Source organism: Actinoplanes sp. CA-030573 (assembly GCF_050951115.1).
GTDB lineage: Bacteria > Actinomycetota > Actinomycetes > Mycobacteriales > Micromonosporaceae > Actinoplanes.
The window spans coordinates 1,220,281-1,239,597 of record NZ_CP192038.1 but is presented as its reverse complement, the minus strand read 5'-3'; the positions used below and the strand labels follow the sequence as shown (position 1 = coordinate 1,239,597).

19 protein-coding genes are annotated in these 19,317 nt (G+C 71.5%); 14 read left to right on the top strand and 5 right to left on the bottom strand.

The genetic code is table 11. From position 1 onward, the window contains the following. Positions 1-3: 3 nt before the first annotated feature. The gene (locus ACQP2F_RS05705; RefSeq protein ID WP_433301304.1) at positions 4-408 is read right to left on the bottom strand and encodes a hypothetical protein; all 405 of its coding nucleotides are present in this window, start codon (positions 406-408) and stop codon (positions 4-6) included. After that, complete coding sequence (locus ACQP2F_RS05700; protein ID WP_433301302.1) at positions 383-796, bottom strand: YbaB/EbfC family nucleoid-associated protein; 414 nt, start codon at positions 794-796, stop codon at positions 383-385. The genes ACQP2F_RS05705 and ACQP2F_RS05700 overlap by 26 nt, the downstream gene beginning before the upstream one ends. A gap of 172 nt (positions 797-968) precedes the next feature. Between ACQP2F_RS05700 and fxsA the strand changes: the two genes are divergently transcribed. From fxsA to ACQP2F_RS05680, 4 genes are all read left to right on the top strand, one after another. Continuing rightward, entirely contained in the window at positions 969-1,154 is a 186-nt protein-coding gene (fxsA, locus tag ACQP2F_RS05695; RefSeq protein ID WP_433301300.1) for an FxSxx-COOH cyclophane-containing RiPP peptide, read from the top strand. Between the two features lie 4 nt (positions 1,155-1,158). Further along, complete coding sequence (locus ACQP2F_RS05690; RefSeq protein WP_433301298.1) at positions 1,159-2,709, top strand: aKG-HExxH-type peptide beta-hydroxylase; 1,551 nt, start codon at positions 1,159-1,161, stop codon at positions 2,707-2,709. 26 nt (positions 2,710-2,735) lie between these two features. Beyond that, complete coding sequence (locus ACQP2F_RS05685) at positions 2,736-4,424, top strand: putative bifunctional diguanylate cyclase/phosphodiesterase (protein ID WP_433301297.1); 1,689 nt, start codon at positions 2,736-2,738, stop codon at positions 4,422-4,424. A 133-nt stretch (positions 4,425-4,557) separates the two neighbouring features. Then, entirely contained in the window at positions 4,558-5,019 is a 462-nt protein-coding gene (locus tag ACQP2F_RS05680) for a dienelactone hydrolase family protein (protein ID WP_433301295.1), read from the top strand. Here the strand turns inward: ACQP2F_RS05680 and fxsT are convergent. After that, on the bottom strand, positions 4,938-7,367 hold the full coding sequence (fxsT, locus tag ACQP2F_RS05675; protein WP_433301293.1) for an FxSxx-COOH system tetratricopeptide repeat protein: 2,430 nt from the start codon (positions 7,365-7,367) through the stop codon (positions 4,938-4,940). The two genes, ACQP2F_RS05680 and fxsT, sit on opposite strands and share 82 nt — an antisense overlap. Positions 7,368-7,418: 51 nt before the next feature. On the opposite strand from fxsT, the gene ACQP2F_RS05670 reads away from it, so the two are divergent. Continuing rightward, entirely contained in the window at positions 7,419-7,736 is a 318-nt protein-coding gene (locus tag ACQP2F_RS05670) for an STAS domain-containing protein (RefSeq protein ID WP_433301291.1), read from the top strand. Here the strand turns inward: ACQP2F_RS05670 and ACQP2F_RS05665 are convergent. Continuing rightward, positions 7,726-9,063 (bottom strand): MFS transporter, encoded by a 1,338-nt coding sequence (locus ACQP2F_RS05665; RefSeq protein ID WP_433307362.1) that lies wholly within the window; start codon positions 9,061-9,063, stop codon positions 7,726-7,728. The genes ACQP2F_RS05670 and ACQP2F_RS05665 overlap by 11 nt on opposite strands. A gap of 19 nt (positions 9,064-9,082) precedes the next feature. Here ACQP2F_RS05665 and ACQP2F_RS05660 point away from each other — a divergent pair, with 19 nt between their 5' ends. The 9 genes from ACQP2F_RS05660 (at position 9,083) to pilO (ending at position 18,048) form a co-directional block, all read left to right on the top strand. Continuing rightward, a complete protein-coding gene (locus ACQP2F_RS05660) occupies positions 9,083-10,057 on the top strand; it encodes a GlxA family transcriptional regulator (protein WP_433301289.1) in 975 nt (324 codons plus the stop codon). A gap of 69 nt (positions 10,058-10,126) precedes the next feature. Next, the gene (locus ACQP2F_RS05655) at positions 10,127-11,794 is read left to right on the top strand and encodes a GspE/PulE family protein (protein WP_433301287.1); all 1,668 of its coding nucleotides are present in this window, start codon (positions 10,127-10,129) and stop codon (positions 11,792-11,794) included. A gap of 89 nt (positions 11,795-11,883) precedes the next feature. Next, on the top strand, positions 11,884-13,032 hold the full coding sequence (locus ACQP2F_RS05650; RefSeq protein WP_433301285.1) for a type IV pilus twitching motility protein PilT: 1,149 nt from the start codon (positions 11,884-11,886) through the stop codon (positions 13,030-13,032). Positions 13,033-13,036: 4 nt separating this feature from the next. Then, on the top strand, positions 13,037-14,269 hold the full coding sequence (locus ACQP2F_RS05645; RefSeq protein WP_433301283.1) for a type II secretion system F family protein: 1,233 nt from the start codon (positions 13,037-13,039) through the stop codon (positions 14,267-14,269). Positions 14,270-14,403: 134 nt separating this feature from the next. Next, positions 14,404-14,880 (top strand): type II secretion system protein, encoded by a 477-nt coding sequence (locus ACQP2F_RS05640; protein ID WP_433301281.1) that lies wholly within the window; start codon positions 14,404-14,406, stop codon positions 14,878-14,880. A 34-nt stretch (positions 14,881-14,914) separates the two neighbouring features. Continuing rightward, positions 14,915-15,706, top strand: coding sequence for a prepilin peptidase (locus ACQP2F_RS05635; RefSeq protein ID WP_433301279.1), 792 nt, complete (start codon positions 14,915-14,917; stop codon positions 15,704-15,706). A 34-nt stretch (positions 15,707-15,740) separates the two neighbouring features. Further along, complete coding sequence (gene pilM / locus ACQP2F_RS05630) at positions 15,741-16,766, top strand: type IV pilus assembly protein PilM (protein WP_433301278.1); 1,026 nt, start codon at positions 15,741-15,743, stop codon at positions 16,764-16,766. Then, positions 16,766-17,476, top strand: a complete 711-nt coding sequence (locus ACQP2F_RS05625) for a hypothetical protein (protein WP_433301276.1) — start codon at positions 16,766-16,768, stop codon at positions 17,474-17,476. Before pilM ends, ACQP2F_RS05625 begins: the two co-directional genes overlap by 1 nt. After that, the gene (pilO, locus tag ACQP2F_RS05620) at positions 17,476-18,048 is read left to right on the top strand and encodes a type 4a pilus biogenesis protein PilO (RefSeq protein ID WP_433301274.1); all 573 of its coding nucleotides are present in this window, start codon (positions 17,476-17,478) and stop codon (positions 18,046-18,048) included. The genes ACQP2F_RS05625 and pilO overlap by 1 nt, the downstream gene beginning before the upstream one ends. Here the strand turns inward: pilO and ACQP2F_RS05615 are convergent, their stop codons facing one another. Continuing rightward, entirely contained in the window at positions 18,049-19,299 is a 1,251-nt protein-coding gene (locus ACQP2F_RS05615; protein ID WP_433301272.1) for a PQQ-binding-like beta-propeller repeat protein, read from the bottom strand. It abuts the gene before it with no gap. Positions 19,300-19,317 lie beyond the last annotated feature (18 nt).

Sequence of the window (19,317 nt, the reverse complement as noted above, 5' to 3'; positions counted from 1 at the left end):
CGCTCACGCGATGCGCGGGTGGGCCTCCTCGATCGCGGAGACCTCGAGGTAGTCCAGCATGTCGCGCTGCTCCTCGGGCTCCAGCGCCCCGAACGCCTCGTAGGCCGACTCCCGCGAGTGGGTGGTCTCGGCCGCGAGCAGCGCGATGATCGCCGACCAGGCCAGCGAGACCCGGTCGAAGAGCCGCGCCTGCCGCAGCGAGGTCAGCCGGCTCAGCATCGCGACCTTGGTCGCCGCGTCGTCGTCGTGCGGGATGCGGTCCGACAGCTCGAAGAGCGCCTTGCCCCGGTACGGATGCTCGGACTCGACCATCCGGGCCAGCTCGGCGTTGCTCATCCGGTCGACCGGGGGCGCCGGACCGCGCCGCGGAAGCTGGGGCACCTCACCGGGCACGGCTGTCCCTTCCACTCTCGTATCCGTTGCCGGGCGACTGCTGCGGCAGGGTGGGCACGCTCTGGAACGTCGGGAACGGCATCACCGGCATGGCCGGCCCGTCCGGCTCGCCGGCGGCCTGCCGGGTCAGCGTGTCGAGCAGCACCCGGCCGGCCTCGCGCTCGGCGCCGTCGGTCTCGTCGACCGCCGCCGCCAGCCGCTCGGCCAGCGTCGCCTGGGCCTTCCGCATCGTCCGCAGGATCTCGTCCGACAACGTCGCGCCGCTCAGCCGGCGCGCGCCGTCGTCCAGCCTCAGCCCGGTCACGACCCCCGCGCCGGCGACGGTCACGGTGACCACGCCGTCGTCACCGGTTGCGGACGCCGACAGCGCCGCGAGCCGATCCGCGAGATTTCCATCCGGCACAGTTTTGTCCTCCGTTGCCGACTTTCTTGCTGTTGGCGTCCTATGAGATCACGGGCACGCAACGATGGCATCCACACCCGCCCCGCTCCTCCCGGGCATCACCCACCCCGGCGACCACCGTAACCTTGCCGCAATACATTGATTGTCACCGTCAACGGGGAGAGTGGGTGTCGTGGACCGGACGACCGACAACGACGCCGATGAGTGGCGCTCACCCCTGGTCGACGTGTCGGACATGTCGCTGGAAGATCTGACATCTCGCAACCCCGAGGGCGCCCTGGCCCAGAGCCTGCGCCGCCTGGCCGCCGAGCGCGACGAGCCGGGCGAGCCGATAGCCGGCTTCAACTCGGCCCTCTGACGTCGTGCGGACCTTCCGCCTCACCGACGCCGAGCTCGCCGCCCTCGCCGCCGGCCGCCCGCACCCACGGACGCTCACCGTCCTGCGGCGGGCCGAGCTCAGCCGCCACCTGCTGCTGATCACCGAGCTGCACCGCCGGGGCGGCCAGATCCCGAGGTGGTACGCGGACCGCGGCACCCTGGCCGACCCGATGGCCGCCCTCCACACCGCCACCCTGCTGGCCGCCACCCCCGCCGCGGCCACCCCCGCCGCGGCCGCTCCCGCCGCGGCCGCTCCCGCCGCGGCCGCTCCCGCCGCGGCCGCTCCCGCCGCGGCCGCCCCGACCGTGGCCGCTCCCGCCGGCGCCACCTCGGTCGCCGCCCCCGTCGGCGCTGCCGCCGCCCGCATTGCCCTCGACCGGGTCACCGCCGGCCGCCACCTCACCGCGACGCACGACGGCCTGACCCTGCGGCTGCGGCTCGAGGACACCGACCCCCTGCGCTCCCACCTGGGCCTGACCCCGTCCCCCCGGCTGAGCGCGGACGACGCGGCCGAGTGGCAGCGCTCGCTGTCGGCCGCGTGGCGGTTGCTGGTCACCCGGCACCGCCCGGCCGCCGAGACCGTCGCGGCCGTGCTCACCGTCCTGATCCCGGTCGAGCCCGACCCCGGCACCACCGGCCTGAGCGCCACCTCGGCCGACGCGTACGGCGCGATGGCCCTCTCCGCGCCCGCCGACCCGGTCGCCTTCGCGGTCGGCCTGCTCCACGAGGCCCAGCACAGCCTGCTCAACGCCACCCGAACCCTCTTCGACCTGGTCACCCCGGGTGCGCCCCGCACCTACTCACCCTGGCGCGACGACCCGCGCCCGGTGTTCGGTCTCCTGCACGGCGCCTACGCCTATCTGGCGGTGACCCGCTTCTGGCGCAGCGAGCGCTCGGCCGGCGGCGGGCGGATCGCCGAGTTCGAGTTCGCGCGATGGCGGGCCGCCGTGGCCTCCGCCGCCGGCCTCCTGCTCGCCGGCGGCCACCTCACCGCGGCCGGGGCACGGTTCGTTCAGGCCATGCGCGACGAGGTCGATCCCTGGCTGGCCGAACCGGTCGATGCCGGCGTCGCGCGACTGGCCGACGGGGCGAACGCCGAACACCGGGCCCGCTGGCGCCTGCGCAACCTGGCCATCGCGCCCGGCTCGGTGGCCGCTCTCGCCGAGGCCTGGCGCCGCGGTGAGCCGGCGCCGATCCCGGAACCCGAGCTCCGGACCGGCGGCGGCCGGGCCCTCGAGACGAGCACGCGGCTCGCGCTGGTCCACCGGCTGCTGCGGGGCTCGTCGGTGGATCACGGGACGGCCGGCGACCTCGCCTATCTGCGGGGTGATGCGGCGACGGCGCTCGACGCGTACCGGAAAAGCCTGGTTTCCGGCGAAGCCGAGCCGTGGGTGGGCATGGCCCTCGTCTCGCCGGCCCGCTCGATCCGGGAGCGGCTCGAGCTCGTACGGGCGACGTGCCTGGCTCTTCCCGATGTTGATCTCGACACAGTCGTCGCGTGGCTGGACGTATCCCTCAACTCACCGCCCCGCTGACCGATGCAAGGCGTCGGAGGTGAGTCATGAGTTCCAGCAAGGTCCTGGATCGGGTTCGCCGGTGCATCGACGAAGCCATGATCTTCGCGTCCTTGATGGTGCTGGCCTGGCCGGTCGTCTTCGGACGCCTGAACGCCGAGAACGCCGGCCTGCTCGACTGGCTGCTGCCGGCCGGCATCGTGCTGGCGGTCAGCGTCCTGGTCTCGAAGCTGGCCGATCGCTGGCCGCTCGCGCAGTACGCACCGGTGAGCGCCGCCGTCGTGATGGCGGCGCTGCTCAACGCCGGGGAAAGTGGCGCGCAGGCCGAGCTCACCTGGCTGATCATCATGGTGGCCGGGGCGATCCTGGTCCGGCAGTTCCTGGGCGCCCGCACCAACCAGGGCCTCATGCGCGACCTCACCCGGCAGCGCGCCCAGCTCGCCCGGCAGGCCTTCCGCGACTCGCTGACCGGGCTCGGCAACCGGGCCATGTTCATGGACCACGCCCGCGACGCCCTGGCCGACGCCGACGACACGATGACCGCGGTGATCCTGCTCGACCTGGACGGGTTCAAGGGCGTCAACGACACGTACGGCCACGCGGCCGGCGACGAGCTGCTGCGGGTGACCGCCGAGCGGCTCAACGCCAACGTCCGGGCCAACGACACCGTCTCCCGCCTCGGTGGCGACGAGTTCGTGGTGCTGCTGCCGCGGCTCACCGACGACCAGATCGCCGACACCGTCGCCAACCGCATCCTGCGCGACCTGCTGCAGCCGCTGGTCGTCGGCGACATCGTGCTGACCATCCGGGCCAGCGCAGGCATCGCCATCACCCGCGGCGCCCAGCACGACGTCGACACCATCCTGCGCGAGGCGGACGCCGCCCTCTACCAGGCCAAGGACGACGGCAAGGGCGTTGCCCGCCGCTTCGACCCGGCCCGCTTCGCCCAGGCCGAGCAGCGCCGCCACGACGAGGACGACCTGCGTCAGGCGCTCGCGCTGCGGCAGTTCGAGGTCTTCTACCAGCCGATCGTGGACCTGGCCGGCGAGCACACCGTGGGCGTCGAGGCGCTGGTCCGCTGGCGGCACCCTTCGCGCGGTCTGCTTCCGCCGGCGGCGTTCCTGGAGCTGGCCGAGGAGCTGGGCCTGATGCCGGAGTTGGGCATCTGGGTGCTCGAGCAGGCGTGCGCGCAGGCCGTCTCCTGGCAGCGCGACAATCCGGACTTCGAGCTCAACGTCAACCTGTCCGCCTCGCAGCTGGGCAGCCCGGCCCTGACCGACGACATCCGCGCCGTGATCGAGCGGACCGGCATCCCGCCGCGGCTGCTGGTGCTGGAGCTGACCGAGTCGGTGGCGCTGGTCGACCTCAAGGAGTCGGCGCGGGTGCTGGGCTCGCTGAAGACCTTGGGCGTACGCATCGCGCTCGACGACTTCGGCACCGGCTTCTCGTCGCTGAGCCACCTGGGCGCCCTCCCGGTCGATGTGGTGAAGATCGACCGCTCCTTCGTCCAGGCCATGCCCGAGAGCGCAACCGGCGCGTCGGTGGCCGAGGCGGTCCTGCAGATCGCCCGCACGTTCGGCCTGGCGCCGGTCGCGGAAGGCGTCGAGGACGAGGCGCAGGCGGCCCGCTTGCGGGACCTGGAGTGCGCGCAGGCGCAGGGATATCACTTCGCCAAGCCGATGCCGGCGTCGGGCGTCACCGAGTTGCTGACCCTGCAGGCCGCGGTCCAGGCCTGATTTCCCTACTGCACGTAATCCACGGCAAGGGACGATGGCGGGGTGACGCACATCGTTCTTTTCCATTCCGTCTACGGTCTGCGGCCGGCCGTCGTCACCGCCGCGGACGAGCTGCATCGGATGGGCGACCATCATGCGGCGGGCGCGCGAAGCCGTCCGGGCCCAGCCGGCCGACGCCGTTCTGGCCGGGCTGTCGATGGGCGCTGGTGTGGCCGGCGAGCTGCTCGCCGACCGCCCGGGCACCGGAGGCCTGCTGCTTCTGCACGGCACCGGCGGCGACCCGCGTTCCGTGCCCGGCGGATTACCGGTGCAGATCCATGTCGGCCGGGCCGACCCGATGTTTCCGCCGGCGACGGTGGCGGCCTGGCGCGATGAGATGGTGGCCGCCGGCGCGGCGGTCGAGCTGTTCAGCTATCCGGACGTGGCCCATTTCTTCACCGATCCCGGTGTGCCGGATTACGACGAGACCGCGGCAGCGCAGGCGTGGCAACGCGGCCTGCGCTTCCTCGAAGCTCAGAGCGGCGGCAGATCCACCTCGGTCTCCAACCGCTCCCCCGCCGCCACCCGGACCAGCAACGGATGTCCTTCGCCGTAGACCTTGGCCAAAGCCGCCGTCACCTGGTGCCGGGCCTCCTCGTCGCCGCCGTCCAGCACGGCGTTCCAGGCGCACGCCAGCGTGTCCGGATGCTCGGCGCCGCGCAGTAGGTGGGAACGCTGCCACGTCTCGGCGGCTATCTGCTGGGCCTCCTGCCGCTCGCCCACCCCGAACAGGTCGGTGGCGTATCCGTTGGCGCACGCCAGCGTGAACGGGTGATCGGCGCCCACGCTGCGCCTCAGGCCGTGCAGGGCCTCCTGGTCTATGCGGCGGGCCTCGACGTGGCCGCCGCCGGCCCGGACCGCGCCGGCCAGGCCGGCCGACGCCGCCAGCGTGAAGGGATGGTCGTCGCCGAGCAGCGAGTGGTAGCGCACCACCGCCCGCTCCAGCAGGTCCAGCGCCCGGCCCAGGTCGCCGGCCGCGGTCACCGCGTTGGCCAGCGTCACCATCGCGCCCAGCGTCTCGATGTGCAGGTCGCCGAAGCGGCGCCGGGTCAGCTCGACCGTGCCCTCGGCCATCGCCACCGCGTCCGGCCGGCAGCGGCGGCGGGCCGCCATCGCGGCGACCCGGGACGCCCACAGGGCGAACGGGTGGTCCTCGGCCACGGCCAGCACGCCGGGACGCGCGGCGGCCAGCACCTCGGCCGCGCCCGCGTAGTCGCCCAGGCCGAACAGGTCGTACGCGAGGCCGGCCCGCGAGGAGAGGATCTCGGGGTGACCGTCGGCCAGGACCGCCTGGCGCTGCCGCAGGGTCTGCTCGTCCAGTGCCCGGGCGCCCCGGAAGTCGCCGAGCAGGCGCAGGTCGGCGGCCAGGTTGTTGGCGCAGCGCAGGGCGGTCGGGAAGCCGTCGCCGAACAGCCGCCGGTAGCGCACCAGGTTGTCGCCGTCGAGCTGCCGGGCCTGCCCGAAGTGGCCGCGGATGCGCAGGTCGGCGCCGACGCTGTTGGCCGTGGCCAGGGTCGTCTCGTCGTCGCCGCCGAGCGTCGTGCGCTGCGAGCGCAGGGTCTGCTCGTTCAGCACCCGGGCCTCGGCCGTGCGGCCCAGTGCGCGCAGGGCGTTGGCCAGGTGGAACGAGGCGAGCAGGGTCTGCTCGTCGGTCTCGCCCAGCGTCTCGCGCCAGCGGGCCACCGCGGCGGCGGCCAGGTCGCGGCTGGAGTCGAAGTCGCCGCTCGCGTACAGGTAGCGGACGCAGTTGATGACCAGCTGGCGGATCTCCTCGGCGCCGGCGCCGAGCACGTCGGAGTGGACCAGGTGCGGGGTGATCTCGGCGTAGCGGGGACGGCCGGTCGGGTCGTCGGGGTCGCCGGGGTCGGCGGCGGCCAGCATGCCGCGGACGGTGGCCAGCAGCGCCGCGTGCCGGTCCGAGCTGAGGCCCTGGCCGAGGATGCCGCGGGCCAGCGGGTGCACCAGCATGCTCTCCCCGGGCGGGTCGAGCTCGGCCAGGCCGTACCGGCCGATCAGGCGCAGCGTGGCCTTGAGCCGGCGCTCGACCCGGACGGCGGGGGCCAGCTCGGCCGGGAGCGGCAGCAGGCGAGCGCCCCAGAGCAGCCGCCAGGAGACCGGGGCGCTGCCCAGGAACGCGCCCAGCTCGAGCAGCTGGTACGCGGCCGGGGAGCCGGTGCGCAGCGCGTCGGCGGCCAGTCCCCACGCCACCCGGATCGGGGTCGGGAAGGACAGCTCGCCGGCGCGGGCGTCGAAGCGGGTCACGTACTCGTCGACCGGCCAGCCGGTCACGACCCGGGTGGCGGCGGCCAGGTGCAGCGCCATCGGCACGTCGCCGAGACGGTCGGCGACCCGGTCGGCGTCGGCGGCGGTCAGCTCGGGGTTGCGCCCGCGCAGCAGGTCGACGCTGTCGGCGCGGTCGAAGACGCCCACCGGCAGGGACTGCGCGACCTCGACCGGCCAGCGCGGGTTGCGGCTGGTGATGAGCACGTGCCCGGCCCCGCTCGGCAGGTACGCCTTGATCTCCTCGGGCCGGTTGGCGTCCTCGAAGACGACCAGCCAGTTGCGGTACGGCTCACCACGGCTCAGCGTGTCGCGTACGGCGGAAAGGGTTCGGTTGATGTCGCCCGTCTCCGGCAGGCCCAGCTCCTGGGCGAGGCCGATCAGCGCCTGCCGGGCCCCGGCCGACTGCTCGGACGGGATCCACCACACGAGGTCATAGGTCTCGGCATATCGATAGACATATTCCACGGCCAGCTGGGTACGTCCCGTGCCACCCAGCGGGTGCTCCTCGCCGGGCAGCAGCACCACCGGGCCGGAGGTGAGCAGGCCATGCAGGCGGGAGAGGAGATCCTCGCGACCCACGAATCCGGGGTTACGCGGCGGCAGACCACCCAGGATCGGCATGCCGATTACCGTACGTGGAAACGTGACGACTGTGGAAGAAGGACGACTCTGTTGCCTGACGAGATCGTGACCAGTCTGGACACCTCCCCCGAGGTCACCACGGTCGCCCTGCGCGGCGAGGTGGACGTGCTCTCCGTCGACCAGGTGCGGGTGGCGCTCGACGAGGCGATGGCCGAACGGCCGCGGGAGATCGTGGTCGATCTGCGCGAGCTGACCTTCATCGACTCGACCGGCCTGGGCGCGCTGATCTTCGGGTTCCAGCGCGCCCGCGACGCGGGCATCCCGTTCCGCCTCGCCCATCCCACCCGGACCGTCCGGCAGATCCTGGTCCTCAGCGGACTGCTCGAGGTCGTCGAGGTCACGCCCTAGAGGTGGCGAGCCCGATGCCGGGCGCCACCGGCTTCAGCCTCTTACCGGCGAAGAGCATGAGGCTGAGCAGGCTGGCCAGGATCGCGAGCGCGCCGGCGCCGTACCAGGCGGCGTTGTACGTCCCGAGCTGGTCCCGCACCAGGCCGGCGCTGGTGGCCGCGATCGCCGCGCCGAACTGGTGCGAGGCGAACACCCAGCCGAAGACGACCGGACCGGAGGCGCCGAAGTACTCCCGGCACAGCGTCACGGTCGGCGGCACGGTGGCCACCCAGTCGAGGCCGTAGAACAGGATGAAGACGACCATGCTCGGGTGCGCGCTCGCGGCGAACAGCGACGGCAGCACCAGCAGCGACAGCCCGCGCCCGAAGTAGTAGACGCCGAGCAGCACCCGGGAGTCGACCCGGTCGGTCAGCCAGCCGGAGACGATGGTGCCGGCGATGTCGAACATGCCGACCAGCGCGAGCAGGCTCGCGGCCGTGGTCTCGGGCATGCCGTGGTCGTGCGCGGCCGGGATGAAGTGGGTGCCGACCAGCCCGTTGGTGGTCGCGCCGCAGATCGCGAAGCCGCCGGCCAGCAGCCAGAACGGCCGGGTGCGGGCGGCCTGCCCGAGCGCGCGCAGGGCGGTGCGGGCGGCGCCGGCCGGGGCGATCGGCTTCGGCTCCTCGTACGGGCCACCGAGCGGCCCGATGCCGAGCGAGGCCGGGTGGTCGCGCAGCCTCCACCAGACCAGCGGCACGACCAGCAGCGCCACCCCGGCCACGGTCAGCGCCGCCACCCGCCAGCCCTGGCTCTCGGTGAGCCGGGCCAGCACCGGCAGGAAGACCAGGTTGCCGGCCGCGCCACCGGCCGTCAGCACGCCGGTGACCAGGCCGCGGTGCGTGACGAACCAGCGGTTGGCGATCACCGCGACGAAGCCGAGGGCCATCGAGCCGGTGCCGAGCCCGACCAGCACACCCCAGCAGAGGATCAGCTGCCAGCTCTGCCGCATGAAGACGGTCAACCCGGAGCCGGCCGACACCAGCAGCAGCGCGCCCATGATCACGCGCCGGATGCCGAACTTCTCCATGAGGGCGGCGGCGAACGGGGCGGTCAGCCCGTAGAGCAGCAGGTTCACCGAGACGGCGGCCGAGATCGTGCCGAGCGACCAGCCGAACTCGTCGTGCAGCGGCCGGATCATGACGGACGGCGTGGCCCGGAAGCCCGCCGCACCGACCAGGGCGACAAAGGCAATCAAAGCGACAAACCAGGCAGGATGGATCCTGTACGTCTTCTGCACGCACTCATCCTGCGCAATCCGGCCCGGCCGGACGAGTGGCCGGAAGGCCATCATGCGCAAGAATCGAGCCATGGAGAAGCATCGGGTAGCGGTTCTCGCCCTGGACCACGTCGTCGGCTTCGACCTCGGCACCCCGCCGCAGGTCTTCCACGCCGCCCGCGACGCCGACCGCCAGCGGCTCTACGAGGTGCGCGTCTGCGGCGCCGGCCCGGTCCGGAGCACGGCCGGCTTCACCGTCGTGCCCGACCACGGCCTCGAGGAGCTGGCGACGGCCGGCACGATCATCGTGCCCGGGATCGGCGGCGGCGGGCCGGTGACGGACGGCACCCTTCCGGCCGAGATCAGATCCGCGCTCCACGAGGCGGCGGCCCGGAACGTTCGCATCGTCTCCATCTGCACCGGCGCCTCGGTGCTCGCGGCGGCCGGCCTGCTCGACGGCCGCCCGGCCGCCACCCACTGGGCCTGGGCGAAGCGGATCGGCGGCCTCTATCCCCGGGTCAACTGGAACTTCGACGTCCTGTTCGTGGACGACGGCGACATCCTCACCTCGGCCGGGGTCGGGGCCGGGGTCGACCTCTGCCTGCACATCGTGCGCAACGACCACGGCGCCGAGGTCGCCAACCGGGCCGCCCGCCGCTGCGTGGTGCCGGCGTTCCGCGAGGGCGGCCAGGCCCAGTACATCGAGCGGCCGATCCCGCAGGTCGCCGGGGCCGGCACCGAGACCACCCGGGCGTGGGCGCTCGACCGGCTGGCCGAGCCGGTCTCGCTCGAGGACATGGCCGCCCACGCGCGGATGAGCGTGCGCACGTTCACCCGGCGGTTCCGCGAGGAGACCGGGCTCAGCCCGCGGCAGTGGCTGCTGCGCCAGCGGGTCGCTCACGCTCAGCTGCTGCTCGAATCGACCGATCTGGGAGTAGACACGGTGGCACGCCGCTCCGGCCTGGGCAGCGCGACCGCGCTGCGGCAGCACCTGCAGGCCACGATCGGGGTGGCGCCGAGCGCATACCGGAAGACATTCCGCCAACCAGTGCAATCCGCCTCATAGGGCCTAAGCTCCGCAGCCGTTCGTCCGATCGTCTGGGGCAAGTACCCACTGTCACCGACGAAGGATGAAATGGACCAGACCTTCCGCCCGCTGCTCGACGCGCTCAAGCAGATCGGCGTCGATCCGCTTGCCGTGGATGCGGCCGCGGAAGAGGCTCAGCGCAGTGGCCGCTCGGTACGTGCCGTCCTGATCAACGACCAGGTCGTCACCGAGGAGCAGCTGACCGCGGCGGCGGCCCAGGCCTTCGGCATCAACACCCTCGACCTGGTCAGCTTCACGCCCGACCCGGCGGCGCTCAAGCGCATCCCGCTCCCGGTCGTGCTGCGGCACCGCGTCCTCGGCCTGTCGATGGCCGACGGCGAGCTGGTCGTCGGCGTCACCGACCCCGGCGACGTGGTGGCGCTCGACGACGTGCGCGCGGCCACGGGCATGACCGTACGCCCGGTGGTCGTCGCCCGCTCCGAGGTCCGCCGGATCATCGAGCGTCTCCAGCGCGAGTCCAGTGATCTCGCCGAGATCGCCGACGAGGAGCAGGACGACCAGGCCGGGATGGCCGCCCAGGCCACCAGCGTCGACGACGCCCCGATCGTGCGCTACGTGAACAGCCTGATCGAGCAGGCGGTCATGAACCGCGCCTCCGACCTGCACCTCGAGCCGACCGAGGACGACATGCGCGTCCGCTACCGGATCGACGGCGTGCTGCACGAGGTCGACCTGGTGCCCAAGGGCGTCATGGCCGCGCTCACCTCGCGTATCAAGATCATGTCGGGCGTCGACATCACCGAGAAGCGGGTGCCGCAGAACGGCCGCATCACCGCGCTGATCCGCGACCGCACGGTCGACCTGCGCACCGCCACGCTGCCGACGGTCTGGGGCGAGAAGATCGTCCTCCGGGTGCTCGACACCGGCGGCATCGACCTCGACATGAACAAGCTGGGCTTCACCCAGCACAACCTCGACCGCTTCGCGGCCTCGTTCACCAAGCCGCACGGGATGGTCCTGGTCACCGGCCCCACCGGCTCGGGCAAGTCCACCACCCTGTACGCGACGCTGGGCCGCATCTCGAAGCCGGAGATCAACGTGATCACGGTCGAGGACCCGGTCGAGTACCGGCTGCGCGGCATCAACCAGGTGCAGGTCAACGCCAAGGCCGGCCTGACCTTCGCGGCCGTGCTCCCGGCCATCCTGCGGTCCGACCCGGACGTGGTGCTGATCGGTGAGATCCGGGACGGCAACACCGCCCAGATCGCGGTCGAGGCCTCGCTCACCGGTCACCTCGTGCTCTCCACGCTGCACACGAACGACGCGCCGGGCGCGGTCACCCGTCTCACCGAGATGGGCATCGAGCCGTTCCTGGTCGGGTCGTCGCTGGACTGCGTGCTGGCCCAGCGTCTCGCCCGCCGCCTCTGCGACTGGTGCAAGGAGGCGTACGTGCCGAGCGAGGAGGAGCTGGTCGGCGCGAACTGGCCGTTCGAGGACCTGGTGGTGCCGGACGCGATCTACCGCCCGATCGGCTGCCGCAACTGCGCCAACACCGGCTACCGCGGCCGGATCGCGATCCACGAGGTCATGCCGATCTCGCCCGAGATCGAGTCGCTGACCATCCGCCGGGCCTCGTCCAACGAGATCCGCGAGGTGGCGCTCGACCAGGGGATGTACGACCTGCGGGCGGACGGCCTGGCCAAGGCGGCCGGCGGCCTGACGTCGCTGCGCGAGGTCTCCCGCGTCGCGATCTGAGGATCGTACCCAAGAAATACGATTTTTACTCTATTTCTGGTGAATGCCCGCTAAGACGGCACGTTCCGGTGCCGAATACAGGTGGCGCCATGACTCGCGAGAGGTTGCCGATGTACACGACGGACCAGCTTGTGCCGCACCAGGCCGCACCGCCCGCGAGCGCGCCGGGCGATCTCGCCGTGCTCAACCAGATGCTCGTGACGCTCGTCGAGTCGCGCGGCTCCGACCTGCACCTGACCGTCGGCACGCCGCCGATGATCCGGGTGCACGGCTCGCTGCAGCCGCTGCCCGGTTACGGCCCGCTCAACTCGGCCGACACCGCGCTGCTGGCCCGGGCCGCGGTCTCGGCCGACCAGTGGCACACCTTCCAGGAGACCCAGGAGCTGGACTTCGCGCACAGCATCGTGGGCGTCTCGCGATTCCGTGGCAACCTCTACGTCCAGCGCAACTCCTGCGGCGCCGTCTTCCGGGCCATCCCGCACGAGATCAAGCCGCTCGACGAGCTCGGCATGCCCGACTCGGTGGCCCGCTTCGCGCACCTCCCCCGCGGTCTGGTGCTGGTCACCGGCCCGACCGGCTCCGGCAAGACGACGACGCTGGCGTCGATCCTCGACCTCGCGAACCGCAGCCGGGCCGCGCACATCATCACCATCGAGGACCCGATCGAGTTCCTCCACCCGCACAAGCGCAGCGTGGTCAACCAGCGCGAGGTCGGCTCGGACACCGAGGACTTCGCGGCCGCGCTCAAGCACGCGCTGCGGCAGGACCCCGACATCATCCTCGTCGGCGAGCTCCGTGACCTCGAGACCACCGCCACCGCGCTGACCGCCGCCGAGACCGGTCACCTGGTGCTGGCCACCCTGCACACGCAGAGCGCCACGCAGACCATCGACCGCGTCATCGACATCTTCCCGCCGCACCAGCAGCTGCAGATCCGCGCCCAGCTCGCCGCCTCGCTGCAGGGCGTGGTCACCCAGGCGCTGGCGCCGACCGCGGACGGCAAGGGCCGGGTCGTGGTCGCCGAGATCCTCACCGCCACGCCGGCCATCCGCAGCCTCATCCGCGAGGGCAAGTCGCACCAGATTCCCTCGTTCATGCAGGCCGGTGGCTCGGACGGGATGCTCGCCTTCGACCAGAACCTGGCCGAGAAGGTCCGGGAGGGCAAGGTGACCCTCCAGGTCGCCTTGGAGCTGTGCCACTCGCAGGAAGAACTGAAGCGACTCATCGGCCGGATGTGATGCCATGCCCGCAACCAAGACGTTCCACTACAACAGCATCGACGCCAACGGCCGCAAGTCGAAGGGCACCGTCGAGGCGCCCAACGAGGCCGCGGCCACCCACATGCTGCGGCAGCGCGGCGAGGTGCCGCTCGAGGTGACCCTCGCCGGCCAGGGCCTCAACCGGGACCTCAAGATCCCGGGGCTCGGCGGCCGCACCAAGCTCAAGGACCTCGCGATCTTCGCGCGGCAGTTCGCCACGATGACCTCGTCCGGCATGTCGCTGCTGCGGTCGCTCTCGATCCTCGAGGAGCAGACCTCGGCCGCCTCGCTGAAGAAGGCGATCGGCGACACGCGGTCGGACGTGGCCGGCGGTGTCTCGCTGTCGGCCGCGATGGCCAAGCACGACAAGATCTTTCCGCGCCTGATGATCGCCATGGTCCGGGCCGGTGAGACCGGCGGCATGATCGACCGCGCTCTCGAGCAGATCGCGGACAGCCTGGAGAAGGACACCGCGCTCCGCAGCAAGATCAAGAGCGCGCTGACGTATCCGGCGATCGTGCTGTGCTTCACGTTCGTCATGATCGCGGCCGTTCTGATCTTCATCGTCCCGATCTTCGAGGCCATGTTCAAGAGCCTCGGCGGTCAGCTGCCGGCGATCACCCAGTTCCTGGTCGACGCCAGCCACAACATGTGGTGGATCGGCCCGCTGGCGCTGGTCCTGTTGATCGGCGGGTCGGTCGGCTACAAGCAGAAGAGCCGCTCGAGCGCCGACTTCCGGCTGAAGGTGGACCGGCTCAAGGTCCGCGCGCCGGTCTTCGGCTCGCTGTTCCAGAAGCTGGCGATGAGCCGTTTCTCCCGCAACCTCGGCCTGCTGCTGAACGTCGGCGTGCCGGTGATGCAGGCGTTGTCCGTGGTGGGCGAGACCACCGGGAACGAAATCATCAACGTCGCCATGAAGGACGTGCAGGCGGCGGTACGGGACGGCCAGCCCATGTCCTCCGCCATGCGCCACCACAAGATCTTTCCCGAGATGGTCACCCAGATGGTCGAGGTCGGGGAAGAAAGCGGTCAGATCAGTCAGATGCTCGACAAAGTTGCCGATTTCTACGACAGGGAGGTCGACAGCGCCGCCGAGTCACTGACGGCGTCGATCGAGCCGATCATGGTGCTCGTCATGGGTGCCGTGGTCGGCGGAATGGTCATCTGTCTGTACCTCCCGATGTTCACCATCTACCAGAACATTCAGAGCAACTGAACCTCAAGTACCGCCGCGGACGACCGAAATGAATCGCCGCGACGACCGCACAGAGCCGGTCGACACCCGGGTGCCCGAACCCGGAGCACGAAGCACCACCCCTTCCCCGCCCCACCCACGGAAAGGCACCCCCAATGCAGGAAACGATCAACCGGCTCCGCGCCAAGAAGGGCGACGAGGGCTTCACGCTCATCGAGCTGCTCGTCGTCGTCGTCATCATCGGCGTGCTGGTCGCGATCGCCGTCCCGGTGTATCTGAACTACCGCAAGGGCGCGGCCGACAAGTCGGCCCAGTCCGACGTCCGCGGCGCGATCAGCGCGATCGAGCAGTTCTACACGGACAACGGCAACACCTACCCGACCGGCCCGACCGCCAAGCAGACCGCCACCTTCGCCCTCACCGGCTCCACGACCGCGAAGATCACGCTGTCGGACAAGACCGAGATGGTCTACGTCCCGGCGTCGACCACCGCGCCGGTGGCGTCGTACAAGGTCTGTGCCTGGAACACCGGCGGTAGCGGCAAGTACTACCTGTACGACAGCACGGCCGGTGGATCGGTGCAGGCCAGCACGGCCATCACCTCCACCAACTTCACCACCTGCGGCCCCTGATACCGGCGACGCCGACCCGACCGAGGAGGACACCATGCTACCGGCATTCCTGCTGGGCCTGACTGCCCTCCTCGGTCTCGCCGTCGGTTCGTTCCTGAACGTGGTGATCTACCGGGTCCCCCGCGACGAGTCGCTGGTCCGGCCCGGATCGCACTGCCCGCACTGCGGTTCCGCGGTGCGCAACCGGCACAACGTGCCGGTTGTCGGCTGGCTGGTGCTGCGCGGCCGGTGCGCCGACTGCGCGGCACCGATCAGCGCCCGGTACCCGCTGGTCGAGGCCGGCACGGCGGCGCTGTTCGTGGCCGTGGCGGCCCGGTTCGGCTACTCCTGGGAACTGCCGGCCTATCTCTACCTGGCCGCCGTCGCGGTGGCGCTGGCGGCGATCGACATCGACCTGATGCGCCTGCCCGACAAGATCGTCCTCCCCTCGTACGCGGTGGCGCCGCTCCTGCTGCTGCCCGCGGTGATCGCGGAGCACAGCTGGGACGCCGCGCTGCGCGGCCTGGCCGCCGCCGCCCTGCTCTTCGCCGGTTACTTCGTCCTCGCGGTCCTGCCCAAGGGCATGGGCTTCGGCGACGTCAAGCTCGCCCCGCTGCTCGGCTTCTACCTCGGCTGGCTCGGCTGGGGCTCGGTCGCCGTCGGCGCGTTCGCCGGCTTCCTGCTCGGCGGCGTGGCCGGCGCCGTGCTCCTGGTCGCCCGCGCCGCCACCGGCAAGACCCGCATCCCGTTCGGCCCGTACATGCTCGCCGGCGCGTTCCTCGCGGTCTTCGCCGCGGCGCCGATCGCGGACTGGTACCTGAACTTCCTCCTCCCACCGACCGTCTGAGAACCGACCCGTCTGAGAAAGCGAAGGGATTGAGATGGCTGGCGTCATCCCGATCGGGCTGGACATCGGCTCGTCCTCGATCCGTGCCGTCGAGGTCCGCCGCAACAAGGACGGCTACGCGCTGAACAACTTCGGCCAGATCCCGCTCGCCCCCGGCACCGTGACCGGCGGCGTCGTGCAGGACCCGGTCGCCGTCACGGCCGCGCTCAAGCAGCTCTGGGCCGCCTGCAAGTTCGGCACCAAGCACGTCAGCATCGGGGTCACCCACCCGCAGCTGGTGGTGCGCGAGATGTCGGTGGCCAACCTGCCGGCCAAGGAGCTGCACCAGGCTTTGCCGTTCCAGGTCAAGGACGCGCTGCCGCTCGCGGTCGAGAAGGCCGTGCTCGACTTCTATCCGCTCGAGGAGCCGGGCAGCAACCCGACCGTACGCGGCCTGCTCATCGCCATCCCCCGCGACGCCGTGCTCACCGCCGTCGACGCCGCGCAGAAGGCCGGCCTGCACGTCGGCACCGTCGACCTCGCCTCGTTCGCCCTGCTGCGCGCCGCCTCCCGGCTCGACACCCAGGTCGAGGCGATCGTCGACATCGGCTCCGACGTGACCAGCGTGGTCGTGCACGCCGACGGCGAGCCGCTGATCGTGCGGACCGTGCCCCGCGGCGGCACCGAGATCACGGCGGCCATCGCCACCCGGCTCGGCGTGCCCGAGCAGGAGGCCGAGGCGATCAAGTGCCACTACGGCCTGCACGGCGACGGCAACCCGATCACCGCCGAGGCGGCCGGCGAGGCCGTCCGCCCGCTCGCCAGCGAGCTGCGCAGCTCGTTCACCTACCTCGCCTCGGGCGAGCGCCAGAAGCAGGTCACCCGGCTCTCCCTCTGCGGCGGCAGCGCGCTCATGCCCGGTCTCGCCGAGCACCTCCAGCAGCAGCTCGGCATCACCGTCATGTACGCCGACGGCGCCAGCCGGCTGCGCGACACCCGCCGCGGCCGCGAACGCGGCTTCGACAGCTTCGTGCCCTCGGCCGCCGTGTCGATCGGCCTCACCCTGGGAGCGGCAGCCTGATGAGCACCGGCACCACGGCCCTGATGCCGCTCGACCCGGCCGTCTCGCCCGAGCAGGCCAACCGGATCCTGCCGATCCGCACCAACCTGCTGCCCGACGAGATCACCGCCGGCCGCAACGCCCGGCGCATCCGGCTGCTGCTGATCGCCGCGGTCGTCCTGGCCGTCGTAGTGATGGGCGGCTGGTACGTCTACGCCATCAAGCAGCGCAACCACGCCCTGGACGACGCCAACGCGGTCAACGACCAGGTGGCCACCGTCCGGAAGCAGACGACGACCAAGGAGTTCAAGGCCGTCACCGACGCGATCAAGCAGACCGAGACGCTGAAGGCGGACCTGAAGTCCACCATGACCGGGGATCTGCCCTGGGACACGCTGCTCGACCAGCTGCGCAGCACCGCCACGGCGAAAGAGGTGACGATCTCGGCGGTGGTCACCACGATGACCCTCGACGACAAGGCCGGCGCGGCCACCGGCAAGCAGACCATCGGCAACCTGCAGATCACCGGCAGCGCCAAGGACAAGAAGACCATCGCCGACTTCGTGGACGCCGTCTCGAAGATCAAGAGCGGGTCGGTCACGCCGCTGACGAACGCCTACCTCACCTCGGCGACGCAGCAGCAGACCTGGGTCTTCACGATGACCGCCGACATCACCGCCGACACGGCCTGCGGCCGGTTCACCACCACCTGCAAGAGCGGAGGCTACTGATGGGCATCCGCCGTATCGACCGGCTCTGGCTGTTCGGCGGCCTCTTCGCGATCATCGTGATCGTGGCCGGCGCCTACCTTCTGGCGATCAAGCCGGTCGACGCGAAGAAGGCCGAGTACCAGGCCCAGGTGGGCGACGCCGGCATCAAGCTGATCAGCCTGAAGCGGGACCTGGCCAAGCTCCAGGCGCAGTACAAGGACCGCGCGAAGTACGCGGCGGCGCTGGACACGATCAAGGACCGTCTGCCCGACAACTACGACGTCCCGAACTTCGTGCGCGCCGTGCAGGCCTCGGGCATCGCCGTCGACGTGACCGTCAGCGGCATCAGCGTGGGCCAGCCGACCAAGGTGGACACCTCGTCCCCGGTCGTCGGCGTCATGATCACGCTGACCGCGTCGGGCACCGCCGACAACATCAGCAAGTTCCTGCACCGCCTCCAGCAGACGCAGTCCCGGGCGGCGCTCATCAACTCGATCAACCTGAGCCAGAGCACCGGCACCGACGCGCTGACCGCTTCGATCATGCTCGACGTCTTCTGCTCGGCGAACCAGACCACCTGCAAGGCGGAGTGATCAGCGGATCTGCCAGACCCGGAACTCGCCGCTGAGCAACGGGCACACCAGGTAGCCCTCGGCCGCCTCGCAACGGAACCAGGCCACCTGCTCCATCGACCCGGCCGTACGCAGGTCGCCGGTGGCCGGGTCGGGCATCAAGACCCAGGAGCGGTTTCCCTCGGTGCGCAGGACCAGCGGGCCGAGCTGCCGGCTGTGCCCGAGCGGGTGAACCACGCGGCCGGTGCCGGCGTCCAGCAGCGCGGCCTCGGCGTCCTCCTGGTTGTCGTACGCGAAGAGCCGTCGCGCGTCGAACCGGTACGCGATGCCCCAGGCCGGCTGCTGCCACCGCACCGCGCCGCCGGCCGGGTCGACGGCGCTGACCCAGCGCGTGTCGGCCACGCACAGCACCGGCCCGCAGTCGGAGATCGTGCCGGTCGGCCCGCCGACCGCCCGCCACACCGGTCGCAGTGGCCGCAGCGAGTAGGCCGTGAGCGACGTCTGCCCGCTCAGCCGCCGGGACAGATAGAGCCGGTCGCCGACCACGCTCACCGACGCGAAGTTGGCGAGCGCCTGCCGGTCGGCCCGCGGCTCCAGGCTCAGCCCGAGGTCGCCCTCGGCCAGCACCGACCCGTCGGCGTAGGAGAGCACCACCACCTGCCCGGTCGACCCGACCGCCACGATCCACGACGAGCGACCGGTGTAGAGGTCGTCCGGGCCGAGGAAGCCGCCGGGGTCGACCGCCCGGGTCCAGATCGTCCGGCCGGTGCGGGCGTCGGTCAGGCGCAGCCGGGACTTCCCCTCCGCCCCGTCCTGGCTGAGCACGCCGCCCCGGCCGGTCGCGATCACCAGCGTGTCCGGGGACTCCGCCGACCACAGCGGCTCGCCCGACGCGGCGTCGAGGGCGGTCAGCTGCTGTCCGCCGCCGGCCAGCACGAGCACCACGCCGGCGTCGAGGTCCGCCCACAGGTTCTGCACGTCCCGGTCGAACTCCCGCCGCCAGCTCTCGGTCCCGGCGGGCAGGGCGTATCGGCGTACGTCGGTGGAGGTCGACAGGAAGAACGACGCGGCACCCAGCTGGACCGAGGTGACCGGATCGGCCACCGACAGCACCAGGCTCAGCCCCGGCCGGGCCGGAACCGCCGCGCTCAGCGTGAACAGCACGGCGGCGATGACCGCGAACAGCAGCCACGGACGGCGGCCCGCCGGCGGCGCCTCGACCGGCGCGGGCGGCGCCCGGTCGAGATCGATCAGCGGAACCCCGGCGACCATGGGTTCAGCATGCCCGGC

What these genes read in the sequence shown, in the direction of transcription:
- ACQP2F_RS05685 (WP_433301297.1), top strand. Translation starts at nt 2,736, where the DNA reads ATGAGTTCCAGCAAGGTCCTGGATCGGGTTCGCCGGTGCATCGACGAA.
- ACQP2F_RS05680 (WP_433301295.1), top strand. Translation starts at nt 4,558, where the DNA reads ATGCGGCGGGCGCGCGAAGCCGTCCGGGCCCAGCCGGCCGACGCCGTT.
- fxsT (WP_433301293.1), bottom strand. Translation starts at nt 7,367, where the DNA reads ATGCCGATCCTGGGTGGTCTGCCGCCGCGTAACCCCGGATTCGTGGGT.
- ACQP2F_RS05665 (WP_433307362.1), bottom strand. Translation starts at nt 9,063, where the DNA reads ATGGCCTTCCGGCCACTCGTCCGGCCGGGCCGGATTGCGCAGGATGAG.
- ACQP2F_RS05660 (WP_433301289.1), top strand. Translation starts at nt 9,083, where the DNA reads ATGGAGAAGCATCGGGTAGCGGTTCTCGCCCTGGACCACGTCGTCGGC.
- ACQP2F_RS05655 (WP_433301287.1), top strand. Translation starts at nt 10,127, where the DNA reads ATGGACCAGACCTTCCGCCCGCTGCTCGACGCGCTCAAGCAGATCGGC.
- ACQP2F_RS05650 (WP_433301285.1), top strand. Translation starts at nt 11,884, where the DNA reads ATGACTCGCGAGAGGTTGCCGATGTACACGACGGACCAGCTTGTGCCG.
- ACQP2F_RS05645 (WP_433301283.1), top strand. Translation starts at nt 13,037, where the DNA reads ATGCCCGCAACCAAGACGTTCCACTACAACAGCATCGACGCCAACGGC.
- ACQP2F_RS05640 (WP_433301281.1), top strand. Translation starts at nt 14,404, where the DNA reads ATGCAGGAAACGATCAACCGGCTCCGCGCCAAGAAGGGCGACGAGGGC.
- ACQP2F_RS05635 (WP_433301279.1), top strand. Translation starts at nt 14,915, where the DNA reads ATGCTACCGGCATTCCTGCTGGGCCTGACTGCCCTCCTCGGTCTCGCC.
- pilM (WP_433301278.1), top strand. Translation starts at nt 15,741, where the DNA reads ATGGCTGGCGTCATCCCGATCGGGCTGGACATCGGCTCGTCCTCGATC.
- ACQP2F_RS05625 (WP_433301276.1), top strand. Translation starts at nt 16,766, where the DNA reads ATGAGCACCGGCACCACGGCCCTGATGCCGCTCGACCCGGCCGTCTCG.
- pilO (WP_433301274.1), top strand. Translation starts at nt 17,476, where the DNA reads ATGGGCATCCGCCGTATCGACCGGCTCTGGCTGTTCGGCGGCCTCTTC.
- ACQP2F_RS05615 (WP_433301272.1), bottom strand. Translation starts at nt 19,299, where the DNA reads ATGGTCGCCGGGGTTCCGCTGATCGATCTCGACCGGGCGCCGCCCGCG.